Raw genomic sequence first — 16,581 nt, forward strand, 5'->3', positions numbered from 1 at the left:
AAGATGAAAGTTGGAGTATTCGCAGGAACTCATGAAGACACAAGGATGGGAGTGGACCTCTTGAGGGAGAGGGGATTTGAAACTCTATCCTATCCTATTTCCAAGAACCCCAAGGACCAATCCCTCCTTCAATATTATTCAAGAGAAGAACTCACAAGACTTGTTGAAGAAAAAATTGTGGATGCAAAAAAGTCTGGTGGAGAGAAAATTTTTATCTACTGCAATTCTCTTTCAGCATCAATAGATCTGGGGGACTTATCTCGCCGCCAGAACATCCAAATTATCACTCCCTTGGACTTTTATAAAGATCTTGACTCTAGGTATAAAAAGTTAATTATCCTTGCAGCAAACTCAAAATCAGCCCATGGAGTTGATGCCCTTCTTTGCCAAAAGAATTTTAGGGACACAATTTCTATTGGGATCCTAAGTCTTGTTGAAGAAATCGAAAAGAAAACTGCCCCAGAAGAAATTATAAAAAAGCTTGACCTAAAAGACCTCTTTAACTTTTTTAACAAGATGGAAGAAAGACCTGAGGGAATTATCCTTGCCTGCACCCACTTCCCCTACATGAAAGAGGAATTTAAAAAGTTGACTGATATAGAAATCTTGGATCCAGCAGAAGACATGATAAAAAGACTTTAAAGACAAACAATCCACAGAAAATTGAAAAATTACACAAAAAAAAGAGCTTTTTCTTAGCTCTTTTCTTTTTTACCCACAAAAGTTGATAACTTTTATGAAACTGTGGATAAGATTGTATAAATTTTATAAAATCCCCTTAAAATTCTTGTAAATTTACAAATTTTTCTTGTTTTATGATAATTTTTTCAAAATGTGCATGAAATGTGCAGAACTTTTCAAGACAAATGTTCATATCCTTGTGGATAATGTGGATAAAGCTGGGGATAAAGTCTATATCACAAGTAGGCTTGTGGAAAGAAACTTGATAAGATTTTTGTCAGTCCTCAAGTTCCATCCACTTTTCATAAAGGTCTTCTAGAGTATTTGCAAGGCTTTCACGCTCTATTGATAAATCGCTGGCTAGTTGATAATCGCTGTAAGTGTTAGAGTCTGCAAGTTTTGAGTCAATTGTGGATAACTTTTCCTCTAATGTTGAAATATCTTTTTCAATTTTTTCTTTTTCCTTGCGAAGGGCCTTATTTTTTTTGCGTTCTTCTCTCTCTTCACGCTTTTCTCTTTCAATTTCTGTCCTGGACTTGTAGTCTTCGTCATCAGACTCCACTTCAGTGGTCTTTTCAAGATAATAATCGTAGTTGCCAAGGAAGGTGTTGATACCAGACTCAGTCATCTCAAAAATCTTATCAACAGTCTTATTTAAAAAGTACCTGTCGTGGGAGATGGAGAGTACAGTTCCCTCGTATTTCAAGAGGGCGTCTTCAAGTATCTCCTTGGAGTCAATGTCCAAGTGGTTGGTAGGCTCGTCAAGGACAAGGAAGTTTGCCCCCTTTAGCATAATTTTTAAAAGTGATAACCTTCCTCGTTCTCCTCCAGAAAGTTCATCAATGGTCTTGAAGATGTCGTCGCCCACAAAGAGAAATTCTGCAAGGTACTTCCTAATTTGGAAGTGCTCAAGCTTTGGGAACTCGTCCCAAATTTCATCCATGACAGTCTTGTCTAGGCTTAGGTTGTCAAGCTCTTGGTAGAAGAAGGCCACGTCCACATTGGACCCCAGCCTGACCTCTCCAGATGTTGGAGAAGTTTCTTCTGCAATGATCTTAAATAGGGTGGACTTGCCCACACCGTTGGGACCAATTAGGCCGATCTTGTCATTCTTGTAGACAAAAGCATTGAGGTCATGAAAGACTTGGTGGTCGCCAAAGGACTTTGAAAGGTCCTTAATCTCCAAGACATCCCTTCCCGAAGTCTTCTTGGGAGAGAAGTGGAGATTGGTCTTCTTGTTGGAAGTTGGCATCTCAATCCTCTGCATCTTATCCAGCATCTTCTTACGGCTCTTGCCCTGCTTGATAAACCTGTCACGGCCAAGGTTCATGTATCTTTTTATAATTTCTTCTTGTCTCTTAATTTCCTTTTGCTGGTCCTCATATTGCCTCTTTAGGACTTCGAAGTCCTTCTTTCTCTGCCTCATATAGTTGTCGTAGTTGCCCTTGTAAGTTTTAGTTCCACCATTTTCCAAGAGGACAATCTTAGAGACAATGTTGTTTAAAAAGTACCTGTCGTGAGAGATTATGATGACGGCCTTGTCAATGTCCTTTAAGTATTTTTCCAGCCAAGAAATGGCCCCAATGTCCAAGTGGTTGGTAGGCTCGTCAAGTAGGAGCAGGTCTGCATCTTCAAGGAGGAGCATGGCCAGGGCCACACGAGACTTTTGCCCTCCAGATAGGGTGGAGATGTCCTTGTCAAAGTCCTCTTCTGTGAAGCCAAGACCAATTAGTGTCCCCCTGATCTTGGAGTTGTAAGAGTAGCCATCCCTCTTGTGAAACTCGTCTTGGAGCCTTTGGTACTTCATGAGTTCTTCATCAAGATTGTCTGGATTTTCTGCAATTATGTGCTCTTGATTTCTCAAGTTTTTTTCAAGTTCTATTAGGTCAGCAAAGATTGAAAGGCAGTTGTCGTAAATAGATCCTTCAGTGTGAAGGCTAAGCTGTTGCTCCAGGTAGCCTATCTTTAAATCTTTTTTCCTAAAAATTTCTCCCTCGTCGTAGGAGAGGTTTTCTGTAATTATATTAAAAAGAGTGGACTTGCCACTTCCGTTGATTCCAATAAGACCAATTTTATCCTTATCTTCCACTATTAGGTTTCCGTCTCTAATAGTTTCTTCATCAATATAGGATTTTTTTATATTTGTTAAACTAAGTATTGGCATAATGACCTCCTGGATATATTTTATCAAATTAGGGAGACCTTTAAAAGAAGCTAGATCTGGAGGGGTATTATAAGAAGTGAGTAAGTGAAAATTTATGACTTTATAAAAAATTATAAGTTAATGGAAAGTTATGACTTGATAAGAAAATACGACTTAATGAAAGTTTGTGACTTGATAATAAATTGTAAGATGATAAAAAATTATGAGTTGAAGAAAAATTGTGACTTTATAAGAGTTTGTGAGTTAATAATTAATTGTAACTTGATAAAGAATTGTGACTTAATAAAAATTTCCAACAAAAAAAACTCTACCATTAAAAGTAGAGTTAAAATTAGTCTGAATGTCCTAAATTTTTTGAAAAATCAATGCCGGCATTTTTCACTGCCTCTATATAATCTTTTTTGGACTCTTCTGTGATCCTTTCCTTGGGGATAACCACACCAATTGCGCCAACAAGTTGGTCTTTGTAATTAAATACAGGGGCACCAATGCCAATGACAGAATCAATGTATTCTGAATCAGAGACAGAAATTTTATTGTTTCTTATGTGCATTAAGTCATGCCTCAGGGCTTCCTTGTCAACAGGTGAGTCAAGGTAGTCGGAAAGGTCCTTTTTTAAGTAGTAGTTTATATAATCATCAGATTGAAAGGCAAGTATAGTTTTTCTAATTGCACCCTTGTGGAGATCAATCTCTATTCCAAAATTTTCCACAATCTTTAAGGAATGCTTGCCTTCAGCCTTTGAAAGCATAAGGCCCTTGTCCCCAGACTTAATAATAAAATAGGAATCCTCCATAGTCACATCAGACAGTTTTTCTAGGACTGCCTTGCCAACAGCTTGGGGATCCAGCTTGGATGATGCCTTGATCCCAAGGGGAATTAGGGCTGGCCCTAAGCCATAGAGGTGAGTCCTCTCATCTTTTGACACATAACCAACACCAATTAGGGTTGACAGGATTCTGTGGGCTGTGCTTGGGGGTATATTTAAAAATTCAGAGATTTCTGCAATTGTAAGTTCTCGATTTTCACTTTTTAAGATGTCTAAAACATTGGCTGCCTTGACTAAACTTTGAATCATAATTTCACCTTCCAGGTAAAATTATACCACATACTGGAAGCTATTTCATTCTTAGAAATGATGTCAGCTTTAACTTTGTCCATAAGTAAGGAAAAAGGAGAGTCTTTTAATTATTATAAGTTATATTTTTATTTTTTGTGGGAAAAGTTAATTAAAGTTAAATTTTTTGATTTTTTTAGAGCGGGAAAGACAAAGTTGTTGAAAATAATTTTTGACTTGTGAAAGATTATAATTTTATAGAATAGAAAATTTATAAGTTGTTTTTAGTAATAATTATTTTCTTGGTTAGTAGATTTTAGATTGATTTTGAAAAGAATCACAGTACCTGTGAATTGAGAAAAGACTTGTAAAGTTATAGTTAAAAATCAAAAATTATTAAACTATTTAGACAAATTTCAAAATAGTCTTGACAAGAAAAATAAATTTTATATAATTAAATTAACCATTTAGATAATTATCGAAATAGAATTAATGGAAGGGAAGTGGTCCAGTGTTTTCTGATACCTTTAAGGCCTTGTCAGACCCAGTTAGGCTGGAGATTTTAAATATGCTTAGGTCGGGCAGGATGAACGCAGGGGAAATTGCCGAACAGTTTGACCTCTCCAAGGCGACGATCTCCCACCACTTAAAGATTTTAAAAGACCAAGACCTGATCTACGAAGAAAAAGAAAAAAATTTTATTTATTACGAGCTCAACACTTCAGTTTTCGAAGAAATACTTACATGGATTGTGAAATTCAAAGGAGGTCCAGATGAAAAATAAATTTAGGCTTAGGAAAAGCTCAATAATTTCTATAATTGCATCAATTTTAATTTTAATAACTTTTAATATCTTGTTTTACGACAAGATGCCAGCAGAGCTTCCAACCCACTGGAATTTCCAGGGTCAAGCTGATGACTACAGTTCCAAGTTTGATGCCATGGTCTTGACCCATGGATTTCTTGTAGTCATGAATATCTTCGCGTGCTTTATGCTTGACAACGACCCAAGGAACAAGAAGCAAAAGAACTTCTTAATGACACTTAGCAAGCTTGCCATGCCAGCTATAATTATAGTGGTCTACACTATAACAGTCATGGTTGGACTGGGAAGGGATGTAAATGTCTCAATTATAATTCCACTTTTTGTTGGTCTTTTATTTATCGTCATTGGCAACTACCTTCCAAAGACAAAGAGGAACTACACTATGGGGATAAAGCTACCTTGGACCCTTAACAGTGACGAGAACTGGAGGAGGACCCACAGATTAGGTGGTATTTGCTTTGTAATAATTGGTATTTCTCTTATAGTTTCAGTATTTTTAAAAAGTGAAATTGTATTTTTAGTTCCACTTATACTTGGTGGAATAATTCCAGCCTTTTATTCTTATTATCTATACACTAAGGGAATTTAAAATTTAAAAAAGCCTTGTTTAACTTCCAAGGCGTAAAAAAAACTCTTGCAAGTAATTTTGTAAGAGTTTCTTTTTTATAAATTATAATTTTCTATTTTTTCTAGATACTTCAAGGGGAAGTTTTTCTCTTTCCCTCTTAACCTTATTATTTTCTAATTTTAAGACTGAGTAATTTTTGTCTTCGCCAAGGTCCACTTCAATCTTGCCACTTGGGTCAATTATCAGAGAGTGAGCGTAGGCGTTCTTTGACAAGTCATCATCTCTTGCTATGGCAGGAGAGACCACGTAGCATTGTGAGTCCACTGCACGAGCCCTATTTAAGAGGTGGAAGTGAACTTCTCCAGTCTTCTTCATGAAGGTTGATGGGACGAAGATGACTTCTGCTCCATAGTCCCTAAAAGTTTGGAAGAGTTCAGGGAATCTCAAGTCAAAACAAATTGCAAGGCCAAAAGTCCCGTATTCTGTTTCAAAAACTCCAAGGGACTTGCCACCAGAAATTGTGTCAGACTCCTTGTAGCCCTCTATGTCAAAGAGGTTGATCTTGGAATATCTGTAGATTTCTCGGCCCTTCTTGTCAAAGACATATGACCTGTTGTAAATCTTGTCGCCTGATTTGATGGGGATGGACCCACCAATTAAATAAACTTCATTTTCTTTTGCCACTTGGCTCATCTTTTCATAAGTTTCGCCAAAGTCCTCTTCAGCAAATTTTGTGAAGTAGGAATTTTGGTAAGGGCAGTTCCACATTTCTGGAAGACAAACCACATCAGCCCCTTCTTTTTTTACTAGGGCTACATATTCCTCCATAGTCTTTAGGTTTTCTTTTTTGTTGCCCTTAGCAGGCAGCTGAATTAATCCAACATTAAAATCTTTCATACTTTTCACCTCAAATTATATTGAAAAAGCCAAGGCATAGGACCACTAGACCAAGGACAATCCTGTAATATCCAAAGGGGATAAAGTCGTGTTGACGGATGTAGCCCAAGAATTTTTTGATAACAACAAGGGCAACGATGTAGGAGATTACTCCTCCCACTAGGATCAAGAACCATTGCCATAGGCTAAAGGAAAAGCCAATTTTTAAGATCTTTAGTGCAGTGGCACCAAGCATTGTTGGGACTGCAAGATAAAAGGAAAATTTGGCAGAGCTTGTTCTTGAACAACCAAGTAGCATGGCACCTATAATTGTCGCTGCTGAACGAGATGTGCCTGGCACCATGGCAAGGCATTGGAAAAAGCCAATGAAGAGGGCGGTCTTGAGACCAATGTCGTTTAGGGTCTCGTACTTAAAGTCCTTGTCCTTATTATTTTTTTCCATGACAATAATTATTATTCCGTAAAAGATAAGTGCAATGGCAACTGTAATAGGGTTAAAAAGGTGGGCGTCGATGAAGTCATCTAAGAGGAAACCAAAGAAGGCTGCCGGCAAGAAGCCCACAATAATTTTTGCAATTAACCTCATTGTTTCAAGGTCCCTGTACTTAAACTTTTCCTTGAAGCTAAGTTCATTGTACTTTTCTTCTCCAATGACTGGGACAAGCTTGCCCTTGGCTATGGGGTTGATGTCATAGAAGTAGAGATAAACTACTGCTAGGATGGCACCAAGCTGGATGATGACGCTAAAGGCATTGGAAAAAGCCTTGGGTTCAAGTTTTATAAAACTGTCTGCAATTATAAGGTGGCCTGTTGATGACACAGGCAAAAATTCTGTAAGTCCCTCGATTATTCCAAGGAAGATTACTTTTATTAAGTCTAAAATCATATTTACCTCCAATATTTTTCAAAACCTATTATAACATTATAGGTTAAAAATATAAATAAGACCCCTGCTTGTGCAAGGGTCTTTAAAAATTTTATTTACTTATTAATCGCTTCTCTGTAAGTTCAAGAATTTTGTAAATTCCTTCTTAAACATCAATTCAACAGTTCCCGTTGGACCGTTCCTGTGCTTGGCAATAATAACTTCACCAACATTTGGCTTTTCCGATTCTTCCTTTGTGTAGTACTCGTCCCTGTAGAGGAACATTACGATGTCGGCGTCTTGCTCTATGGCACCAGACTCACGAAGGTCAGATAGGATTGGCCTGTGGTCAGTCCTAAGTTCTGGGGCACGAGAAAGTTGTGAAAGGGCAATGACAGGAACTTCTAATTCCTTGGCAATGGCCTTGAGGTTTCTCGATATGGCAGAAATTTCTTGTTGTCTAGATTCAGACCTTGATGACATCTGCATAAGTTGGAGATAGTCAATTACAATTAAATCAAGTCCCTTTTCCACCTTCATCCTTCGGCACTTGGCCTTTAGCTCTAGTGGAGAGATCCCTGCTGTGTCGTCGATTTCCATTTTTAGGCTGGACACAATGGGCATGGTGTTGATTATTTTTGTCCACTCTTCTTCGTTTAAGTTACCACTAATTACCTTTTGGAGGTCAACGTGTGAAGTGGAAGATATAATTCTCTGGAAGAGTTGGTTCTTACTCATTTCAAGAGAAAAGACGGCAACTGATGCCCCACCTCTTAGGGCGGCATTTGTTGCAATATTAACCATGAGAGCAGTCTTACCCATGGAAGGCCTTGCTGCCAATAAAATCAAATCAGACTTTTGAAGTCCAGAAATTTTTCTGTCGAGGTCCACAAAACCAGTTGTAAGTCCCGTAAGGGCGTTGGGGTTTTGGGCCTTTTTTTCCATTTCAGAGAAGGAGTCCAGGGCAATGCTTTTAATATTTACAAGCCCATTCTTTGTGGAATCCTGAGTTATCTCAAAGACAGATTTTTCTGCAAGCTCAATGATGAGGTCTGCCTGGGCATCAGGAGAATAGGCAGCAGAAATTACCTTGTCTGATGAATCAATAAGTTCCCTTAGGATTCCCTTCTCCTTGATGATCTTGCAGTAGTATTTAATATTTGAAACTGCAGTTACATTTGAAGAAAGATCTGCAAGGTAGGTGATGCCTCCAACTACTTCAAGGTCGTCAGTTTTTTTGAGTTCCTCAGCAATTGTTATAACATCAGCTGCTTCATTTCTGTTGTAAATATTTAAGATGGCATTATATATTTTTCTATGGGCCTCTTGGTAGAAGTCCTCTATTTTTAAGAGCTCAATAGATGTTGTGATGGCTTCCTTGGAAAGCATCATAGATCCAAGAGCTGACTCCTCTGCCTCCAAGTTGTGGGGAGGCATCTTTAAATTTGAAACAGAATTAAAATTTAATTCTCCCTTTGCTTCCATATCGATCAAGATTCCGGTCTAACATTAACCTTTAGAGTGGCAACAACATCTGGGTAAAGCTTGATGTCAATATTTTTCATGCCAGCTTCCTTGATGTTTTCTTCAAGGACAATTTTCTTCTTATCAACATCAATTTTGTGTTCTTGTTTTAATTTCTTTGCAATGTCAGCAGAAGTGATGGCACCAAAAAGTCTTCCACCTTCTCCAGCCTTAGCCTTAATAGTTAAAGTTATTTCGCTAATTCTTTTTTTAATTTCATTTGCCTTAGCGCGGTTTTCTTTTTCTAATTTTTCTTCTTCTGCTTTATTTTTCTTCCAAGTTTCCATGTTTTCAGGAGTAGCTTCAATAGCTATTCCCCTTGGTAGCAAGAAGTTTCTAGCATAGCCAGTCTTAGCGTTAACAATTTCGCCTTTTTTACCTAAAGTTTTGTCGTCCTTAATTAAAATTACTTTCATATTATTCCTCGCTTTTATTATCAGTTAAATATTCGTCAATAGCTTCTGTTAAAATCTTTTCTGCTTCGTCTAAGTCTGTTGTATCAAGTTGGGCTCCAGCCATATTCAAGTGGCCGCCTCCACCAATTTTTTCTAAGATAAGTTGGACTGAAACAACCTCTCCACGAGACCTTCCCGATATGTGGGTCTTGCCATCATTTATTGTGAGAACAAAGGATGCGTCAATTCCATTTATATCAAGTAGGGCATCGGCAGCTTGGGCTGCAACGAGAACAGAGTTGTTGGATTCCTTATCAAAGCGTGATACAGCAATATTGTCGTGGATCATCTTTGTATTGTGAATTACTTCTGCCCTGTAAACCATGGTGTCCAAGTCATCTTGGAAGAGGGCCTTTACCTTTATCATGTTAGCTCCAGCTCTCTTTAAGACGGAAGCTGCTTCAAAGGTCCTTACACCAGTTTGGAAGGAGAAGTTCTTAGTGTCTACAACTATACCACTCATTAGGGCGTCGGCCTCAAAGTGAGTTAGGTTTAAGTCGCTTGACATATAAGTTAGCATTTCAGTTATAAGTTCACAAGTTGAAGAAGCATAGGGTTCAACATATTGTAGAACGGGATTGTCCACAAATTCCTTGCCCCTCCTGTGGTGGTCTATAACAACAATTTGGTTAGTCTTGTCCAAGAGTTCTGGACACTCTGTAAAGGATGGCTTGTGATTATCCACTAATACCAAGAGTGAAGAGTGCTTAATCCTATTAAGAGCAGTCTCCCTAGAAATTACTTTTTCATAAATTTCTGGTTCCTCCTCCTTCATCCTGTCAATTAAATTGTCAATAGAAGGGTTGGATTTTTCAAGGACAATATAGCCTTCCTTGTTCCTGTTTAAGGTTGCACGAAGACAACCAATAGCTGCACCAATGGCATCCATGTCGGGGTTTTTGTGGCCCATGATGTAGACATTTTCAGACCTCTCAATTAATTGTTTAAGAGCCTCACCAATAACCCTTGCCTTAACCTTATTTCTCTTTTCAACAGCCTTGGATTTTCCACCAAAGAATTCATAATTATCCTCAACCTTAACAACAGCTTGATCGCCTCCACGACCTAGGGCCAAGTCAAGAGATGAGTCTGATTCAATATAGGCATCCTTGAAGTTAAGTCCAAAAGAAGAAACTCCAATGGAAAGAGTAATGGGGATTGAGTTCCCCTTGTTTAGGTCTCTCAAGTCATCTAAGATATCAAATTTCTTTTCCTTAATTGCCCTTAGGGACTTAAAGTTCATAACAACAAGATATAGGTCCTCATCAGACTTTCTCACAAGGGCATCATACTCTTCAAAGTATTGAGAAATTGTTGAGTCAATCTCTGCAATGAGAAGGGGTCTGATTTCTGACGGAGCAGAAGATATGGCCTCATCAAAGTTATCCACTTCCACCTTTGCCACAATGGCAAAGTCATCAGTGTACTTGTCCTTTAAATTTTGGTAGGCAGTGTTGTCCACTAGATAAAAGAGGACAGACCTGCCTTCTCCCTTTTCAGACTTGTTTTTAACAACATTTGTATAGATGTTAAAAAATCTTTTGTTTAATTCAACGGGTATTGTCCTTTCACCATTGGAATTTAAGATATTGGCAATATCAATGTCTCCAATTAGGTTCTCAAGGTCACTGTCAATTACATCCTTTTCATTGAAAAGATTGATAAAGGGTGTGTTGTACCAAAGTATTTTTGCCTTTTCGTCAGTAACAACTAGGGGAAAGGGCATGTCAAAGATTGCCTGCTTAGTCAGGGAATCAAATCTTTTATTTAAGTTTTCAAGGTTTTTTAAATTTTCTTCATTTTTGCTATTTATTTTGTTGTAGGCCAAGAAGGCTACATAAGCAAGTCCCAAGATTCCAATAAGACCATAAAGAGGTCTAAGGAAGAGCAGGATAAGGACAAGTATTATTCCAAAAATAAAAAATGGAAGAAAATCTTTAAAATTATAATTATTTTTCATAGCATTCCCACTTATTTAATTTTTCTAAAGTTAACAATTTGATCAAGACCACCAAGTATTATCACAAAAATCTGAAGAGATGAAATAGTGAAGCTCAGTCCTATTAAGAGAAATTGTAAAAATCTCTTTACTCCAAATCTCGTCATATAAAACTTGGCTATGGCAAGACCAGATACATAGAGCATAAAAAACACTAGATTCATTAGGTTTATCATAAAGACTTGTCCTGTGGGTCCAAAGTAGTCGCCAGTTAGTGAAAATAGGGCAAGACTCACAAGAGACAAGATTATAATCTCTCTTGGAAACTTCAAGAATTCAAGAGAAGATGGTTGAATAATAAAGACTCCTCTTGCAAGAAGACTCCTCCCAGCCCATGTATAAGTGATATAGGATGTCACAAGGGATGTGATAATTAGGACTGATGGGAGAATTTGCAAGAACCTCTTGTAGTAAAGTTCAACATTTTCTGTGAAAATCGCCATAGTCCCTGAAGATAATAAATCTTCACCTGCTAGATTTTTGTAAAATTCTGTAATTGCATTAATAGTTTCCTTTGAATTTAGGACTTCGCTATTGATCCCAAAGGCAAAGAATAGAACCATTATTGATGTAAAAAATATTAAAGATGTCGCCAAGATAGTCATGGAGACAGATCTTTTCGTAGTTATCATGTAGTGAAAAATTAAGATGAAGGGACCAAAGATTGTAAAGACAACTATGGCTTGGACAGGTCCCATAAAGGCCCCAAGTAATAGTACAACAGCAAGAAGTGTTGCCATTACTTTTATTATTCCTTCCTTCACAGATTCAGCTACATACATAGAAGGAAACAAAATATAGAGAAAGGGAAAGATCATTCCAAGAGTGGAGATGACAATAGACCTTGTGAAGAGTCTAAAGAGTCCCTTATAGTCAGTTTCTTTTTCCAATAAATCAACTCCTATCCACCATATTTTACCATAGAAATCAAATTTGATAAAGAAATCTAGCTTGACTTTAACTTATTGAAGTAAATAAAAAAAGTCCCTAAAATTAGGAACTTTTAAAAACTTAAATTTCTTTACTAAAGTAAGACAAGAAGAGGGCGCCTGGACCTGTGTGTGTCCCAACAACGCTAACGATTTGTATAAACTCTGGTGAGGATATTTTATCTTCCCATAGACTCTTTGTCTCTCTTAGGTATTTCTCAATTTTGTTGCTATCTCGACCTGTGTAGCCAAGTTTTATTGGCATGTCAAAGTCAATGGAGCCAGTCTTTTCTATTTCACTAATGAAAAGATTGTTGGCGTTCTTTATTCCCTTGGCCTTGCCCACAGATGTAATTGCTCCATCCTTCATAGAAAGAAGGACCTTAACAGAGAAGAGGTTTCCTAGAAGAGCTGATGTCTTTGAAATTCTTCCGCCTTTTTCAAGGTATTCTAAGGTGTCAACTAAAACAACAAGTCTAAGTCTCTTCTTAGCTTCATCAAGGATTTCTTTTATTTCTCTCGCCGACTTACCTTCTTTTACAAGTCTTGTGGCATAGTCCACAAGGGCACCTTCTGCGTTGGAGACATTTAAACTATCTACTATAAAAATTTTATCTTCAAGGCCTTCACTGGCAAGCTTGGCACTTTGATAAGTTCCCGATAACTTTGATGACAAGACAATAACCACTGCCTCGTCCCCATTATCGATTACTTCCTTGTAAATATCCATAAAGGCTACAGGAGTTGGTTGACTTGTCATAGGAAACTCTTCCTTCTTCTCTAGTCTTTCATAAAATTCGTCTTTTGTAATATCAACTGAATCTAAAAAGTCTTCATCTCCAAAGGTAACGTGAAGGGGAACTACTATTAAGTCCTTCTTAATATTTTCTTCCACATCACAAGTTGATCCCACAATTATTTTTACTGCCATATATTTCCTCTCAATTATAAATCTATAGTCTAAATTTGAATTCCATCAAATTAAAGTTTTTCTTCTGTCAAGTTCTCAATATTTTCTGAAAGGGCACCTAGGACTTCATAAAAAATTTCCTTCTTGTCCCCTGAAATATTTTTGTTTGCAAGCTCAATGTATTCCATGGTCCTTTCACTTATCTTGGCACCTATGAGCCTTCCCTTTTCTGTGAGATAAAAGCTGCCTCCGTAGTTGTTCTTATTGTTTGATTTTTTTTTCTACGATGCCAGACTTTATCATTTGGTTTAGGTTCCTCGACACGTCAGACTTATCCTTGCCGCTTATTTTTACAAGCTCCATAGAATTTAGTTTGTCGTGGTCGTAAAGGGCCAGCATATAGATTAGCTGACTTGCGTTTAGGCCAAAGTCCTTCATGACTTGGCCTGCTAACTTTTGCCAGTTCTTTACAAGATTAAAGATCTCGCTGGAAAAGTAATTGAATTTATCTAGCATAAACACCCCACTAATTTGATGTAAATTTAAGTATAAATAATACTTGTTGACATGTCAACATTTATATCTTTGAAGATTTTTTATTAAAAATTTGTGTTAAAATGTCATAAGAGATAAACTTCTTAAGGAGATGATTTTATCAATAGGTATTCAAAAATAACAAACAAGACAAAGAGGGAAATTGTCCTCTTAAAGGCAAGGCCTTGCAAGTGGGGAAAGTGTACTTTTTGTGATTATATAGAAGACAATGAGATAGATAATAAAAAGATAGACGAGATAAATCTTGAAGTCTTAAAAAATGTCACGGGAGAGTTTGGAGTCCTAGAAGTGATTGACTCTGCATCAGTTTTTGATTTGACAGAAAATACGCTTAAAGAAATAAAAAAAGTAGTTGAAGAAAAAAATATAAAGAGATTATTTTTTGAAGCTCACTGGATTTATAGGAATAGACTTGACGAGATAAGAGACTTTTTTGGAATTCCCATAACTTTTAAGACGGGAATAGAAACTTTTGATAACGACTTTAGGGAAAATGTCCTAAAAAAAGGTGCAAACTTTAAAGACTATAGGGAAGTTAAAAAATATTTTGACTCACCCTGCGTCATGGTGGGCATAAAGGGTCAGACAAGAGAAATGATTGACCGCGACATGGAAATAATAAAAAATTTCTCTCATGCTACAGTAAATATTTTTATGAACAACTCCACAGATATAAAAAGAGATGAAGATCTTGTGAAGTGGTTCGTAGAAAAATACAGGTATCTTGAAGATGATCCAAGAATTGATATTTTATTTGAAATAACAGATTTTGGTGTAGGCTAAAAAAGACGCTGTGATTAAATTAACAGCGTCCTTTTTTATTAGGCTTCTTATATTTTAATATTTTATAAATAGTTAAAATAGATAAGGAACTAAGAAAAATAAAAACATGATTTTGTGGTGATTCAGATGCCATTGGAGAAATAAAATCTTCAATAAAGAATTCTATCAAAACTAAAATAATATAAATTATAGCAAGACATTTTATATGGTTACTAAACTTAAAACTATAAATTTTTTCAAAAAAGCTTAAAATAAGTAGGCTTAGAATACTATATATCAAGACAGCTATTTTATTTATTGGATAAAAATAGTTTACAAATGCAAGTGCTATAAAGACAAATAGATATAGGATATGCAAATTTTTATTTTTTAAAAGTTTCATCATAAGTTCCTTTCAATTAAGAATAGTATTATTTTAACAAAAAAATAAAGATTTATGATTTGAAAATTAAATTTTTTGGAAGCTAGTCATGAATTATTTTCTTACAATTTAATAGAAGCTGACATAAAAATACCCGGTGAATTTCCACCGGGTTTATTTTTATTGAGAATATTTTATTTTAGATAAATAACATTGAAACCATGTCTTGTACATGAAGTGGTGCTTCAGGTCCAACTGGAATTCCAAGTAGGTACCATACAACCATTAATAGTGACCAACCCACTAGGAAGCACATGGAGTATGGAAGCATCATTGATGTAAGTGTTCCAAGTCCAGAGTCCTTGTCGTATTTTTGCATGAATACAACGATCATTGCAAAGTAAGACATAAGTGGTGTGATGATGTTTGTTGAAGAGTCACCAATTCTATATGCAACTTGTGTAAGTGCAGGTGAAAGTCCAAGGTTATACATCATTGGAACGAAGATTGGAGCCATGATTGCCCATTTTGCTGAAGCTGATCCCATGAATAGGTTAAGGAAGGCTGATAGCAAGATGAACATTAGTAGAAGTGGTAGTCCATTTAGTCCAATTGATTCTAAAAAGTCTGCTCCGTTTTTTGCAAGGATAAGTCCAAGGTTTGTCTTATTGAAATAAGATACGAATTGTGCTGCAAAGAATGCTAGTACCATGTATCCACCAAGACCTTGCATTGCCTTAGTCATTGTGTCAACTAAGTCGTGTGAAGTCTTAATTGTTCCAACTGTCTTACCATAAGCGAGACCTGGAACTAAGAATAGTAGAAGCATTGCTGGGATAAGTCCGTGACCTAAGAAGTTCTTAAGAGTCATTGCGTTCTTACCTTCTTCAAGTTCTCTAAATGGAGCACCTGCTGGGAACATTAGGAAGGCCATTATAGCTACGAAAATGATTAGTGCTATAAGTGCATTTCTAAGACCCTTCAATTCAAGTTCAGTTAATGGATTTTCGTCAACTTGGTAAGTTCCGTGGTATTCTCCTAAGTTCTTTTCAACAATTTTGTTTGTAACAAGTGTACCAACAATTGTGATTAAGAATGTTGAAACAAATAGGAAGTACCAGTTACAAGTTGCTGCTAGTTCCATATCAATTCCACCAGCTCTTAGGGCTTCGTTTGTGATGTTTGTAAGAAGTGGGTCAGTTGTACCAAGGATAAGGTTGGCTGAGAAACCACCACTAACACCAGCAAAGGCAGCTGCTATACCGGCAAGTGGATGACGACCAGCGTTAGCAAAGATAAGTGCTCCTAGTGGAACTACAACTAGGTATCCTGCGTCTGATGCGATGTTTGACATAACACCTGCGAAAACTACTGTAGCTGATAAAACTGTTGGGTTAACATTTGATAATAATTTCTTTAGAGTGGAATCAAATAGTCCACTGTTTTCAGCAACACCAACACCAAGCATAGCTACTAGTACTGTTCCTAGTGGAGCAAAGCCTGTGTAGTTATCAGTTGCAGAGTTAAAAATGTAGCGTAGACCATCCCAGTTAAGTAGGGAAACAGCCTCTTTAGTTACTTCTTCTCCTGCTTTAGCATCGAAGTATGTTACGCTCATGCCAGATTTTGCTGCAAAATATGAAACTATGATTACGATTACACTAAGTATTGCAAAAATTATGGCTGGGTGAGGTAACTTGTTACCAATTACTTCAACACCTTTCAGAAAGCCACCGACATCATTTTGGTCTTTGACTTTTTTGTTTTGTTCTTTCATAAATTCCTCCTATAAATGAAAATAATATCCTCATAATTTAATACTATATTATCTATGATATACTTGCAAGAAATATTTGGTTTTGCTGCAAATGTTTGTAATACAGCAAAGGGATAAAGTCAAACTTTTGTTAATCCATTCATAAAAGTGAAAGAATAAGTTAAATAACCACTCTTTAGGTCCAAATTCATTTCACAAATTAAGTATATTATGCTAAAATAAGGTCTAAG

At 36.6% G+C, this 16,581-nt stretch carries 15 protein-coding genes; 4 read left to right on the forward strand and 11 right to left on the reverse strand.

All coding sequences use genetic code 11. The features are described from left to right. Positions 1-3 precede the first annotated feature (3 nt). Positions 4-642: a racemase gene (locus tag I6I93_RS05200; protein ID WP_112889704.1), complete on the forward strand. Its 639-nt coding sequence runs from the start codon at positions 4-6 to the stop codon at positions 640-642. 316 nt (positions 643-958) lie between these two features. Here the strand turns inward: I6I93_RS05200 and I6I93_RS05205 are convergent, their stop codons facing one another. Together I6I93_RS05205 and I6I93_RS05210 are read right to left on the reverse strand one after the other, a co-directional pair. Then, positions 959-2,845, reverse strand: coding sequence for an ABC-F family ATP-binding cassette domain-containing protein (locus I6I93_RS05205; RefSeq protein WP_112889705.1), 1,887 nt, complete (start codon positions 2,843-2,845; stop codon positions 959-961). A 331-nt stretch (positions 2,846-3,176) separates the two neighbouring features. After that, positions 3,177-3,923 carry an IclR family transcriptional regulator gene (locus tag I6I93_RS05210; protein WP_112889706.1) on the reverse strand — a complete coding sequence of 249 codons (747 nt, stop codon included), beginning with the start codon at positions 3,921-3,923 and terminating at the stop codon, positions 3,177-3,179. Positions 3,924-4,413: 490 nt separating this feature from the next. On the opposite strand from I6I93_RS05210, the gene I6I93_RS05215 reads away from it, so the two are divergent. After that, positions 4,414-4,686: an autorepressor SdpR family transcription factor gene (locus I6I93_RS05215; protein ID WP_112889707.1), complete on the forward strand. Its 273-nt coding sequence runs from the start codon at positions 4,414-4,416 to the stop codon at positions 4,684-4,686. Continuing rightward, positions 4,676-5,317 carry an SdpI family protein gene (locus I6I93_RS05220; RefSeq protein WP_112889708.1) on the forward strand — a complete coding sequence of 214 codons (642 nt, stop codon included), beginning with the start codon at positions 4,676-4,678 and terminating at the stop codon, positions 5,315-5,317. The genes I6I93_RS05215 and I6I93_RS05220 overlap by 11 nt, the downstream gene beginning before the upstream one ends. An 81-nt stretch (positions 5,318-5,398) precedes the next feature. Here the strand turns inward: I6I93_RS05220 and I6I93_RS05225 are convergent, their stop codons facing one another. The 8 genes from I6I93_RS05225 to I6I93_RS09220 form a co-directional block, all read right to left on the reverse strand. Further along, a complete protein-coding gene (locus tag I6I93_RS05225) occupies positions 5,399-6,193 on the reverse strand; it encodes a carbon-nitrogen hydrolase family protein (RefSeq protein WP_112889709.1) in 795 nt (264 codons plus the stop codon). A 10-nt stretch (positions 6,194-6,203) separates the two neighbouring features. Beyond that, complete coding sequence (locus I6I93_RS05230) at positions 6,204-7,079, reverse strand: undecaprenyl-diphosphate phosphatase (protein ID WP_112889710.1); 876 nt, start codon at positions 7,077-7,079, stop codon at positions 6,204-6,206. A gap of 102 nt (positions 7,080-7,181) precedes the next feature. After that, positions 7,182-8,543: a replicative DNA helicase gene (dnaB, locus tag I6I93_RS05235; RefSeq protein ID WP_112889711.1), complete on the reverse strand. Its 1,362-nt coding sequence runs from the start codon at positions 8,541-8,543 to the stop codon at positions 7,182-7,184. Positions 8,544-8,548: 5 nt separating this feature from the next. Further along, entirely contained in the window at positions 8,549-8,998 is a 450-nt protein-coding gene (rplI, locus tag I6I93_RS05240) for a 50S ribosomal protein L9 (protein WP_112889712.1), read from the reverse strand. 1 nt (position 8,999) lies between these two features. Then, the gene (locus tag I6I93_RS05245; RefSeq protein WP_112889713.1) at positions 9,000-10,997 is read right to left on the reverse strand and encodes a DHH family phosphoesterase; all 1,998 of its coding nucleotides are present in this window, start codon (positions 10,995-10,997) and stop codon (positions 9,000-9,002) included. An 11-nt stretch (positions 10,998-11,008) separates the two neighbouring features. Beyond that, positions 11,009-11,926: a DUF2232 domain-containing protein gene (locus I6I93_RS05250; RefSeq protein ID WP_112889714.1), complete on the reverse strand. Its 918-nt coding sequence runs from the start codon at positions 11,924-11,926 to the stop codon at positions 11,009-11,011. Between the two features lie 121 nt (positions 11,927-12,047). Then, positions 12,048-12,896 carry a DegV family protein gene (locus I6I93_RS05255; protein ID WP_112889715.1) on the reverse strand — a complete coding sequence of 283 codons (849 nt, stop codon included), beginning with the start codon at positions 12,894-12,896 and terminating at the stop codon, positions 12,048-12,050. Between the two features lie 240 nt (positions 12,897-13,136). Then, positions 13,137-13,391, reverse strand: coding sequence for a MarR family transcriptional regulator (locus I6I93_RS09220; protein WP_236587156.1), 255 nt, complete (start codon positions 13,389-13,391; stop codon positions 13,137-13,139). Between the two features lie 327 nt (positions 13,392-13,718). Between I6I93_RS09220 and I6I93_RS05265 the strand changes: the two genes are divergently transcribed. Beyond that, the gene (locus tag I6I93_RS05265; protein ID WP_232012778.1) at positions 13,719-14,213 is read left to right on the forward strand and encodes a radical SAM protein; all 495 of its coding nucleotides are present in this window, start codon (positions 13,719-13,721) and stop codon (positions 14,211-14,213) included. A gap of 560 nt (positions 14,214-14,773) precedes the next feature. On the opposite strand, the gene I6I93_RS05270 is transcribed toward I6I93_RS05265, so the two are convergent. Further along, entirely contained in the window at positions 14,774-16,351 is a 1,578-nt protein-coding gene (locus tag I6I93_RS05270) for an AbgT family transporter (protein WP_070702747.1), read from the reverse strand. Positions 16,352-16,581: the final 230 nt, after the last annotated feature.

Origin of the sequence: Peptoniphilus harei, from assembly GCF_016726485.1 — a bacterium.
In the GTDB taxonomy this organism is placed as follows: domain Bacteria; phylum Bacillota; class Clostridia; order Tissierellales; family Peptoniphilaceae; genus Peptoniphilus_A; species Peptoniphilus_A harei.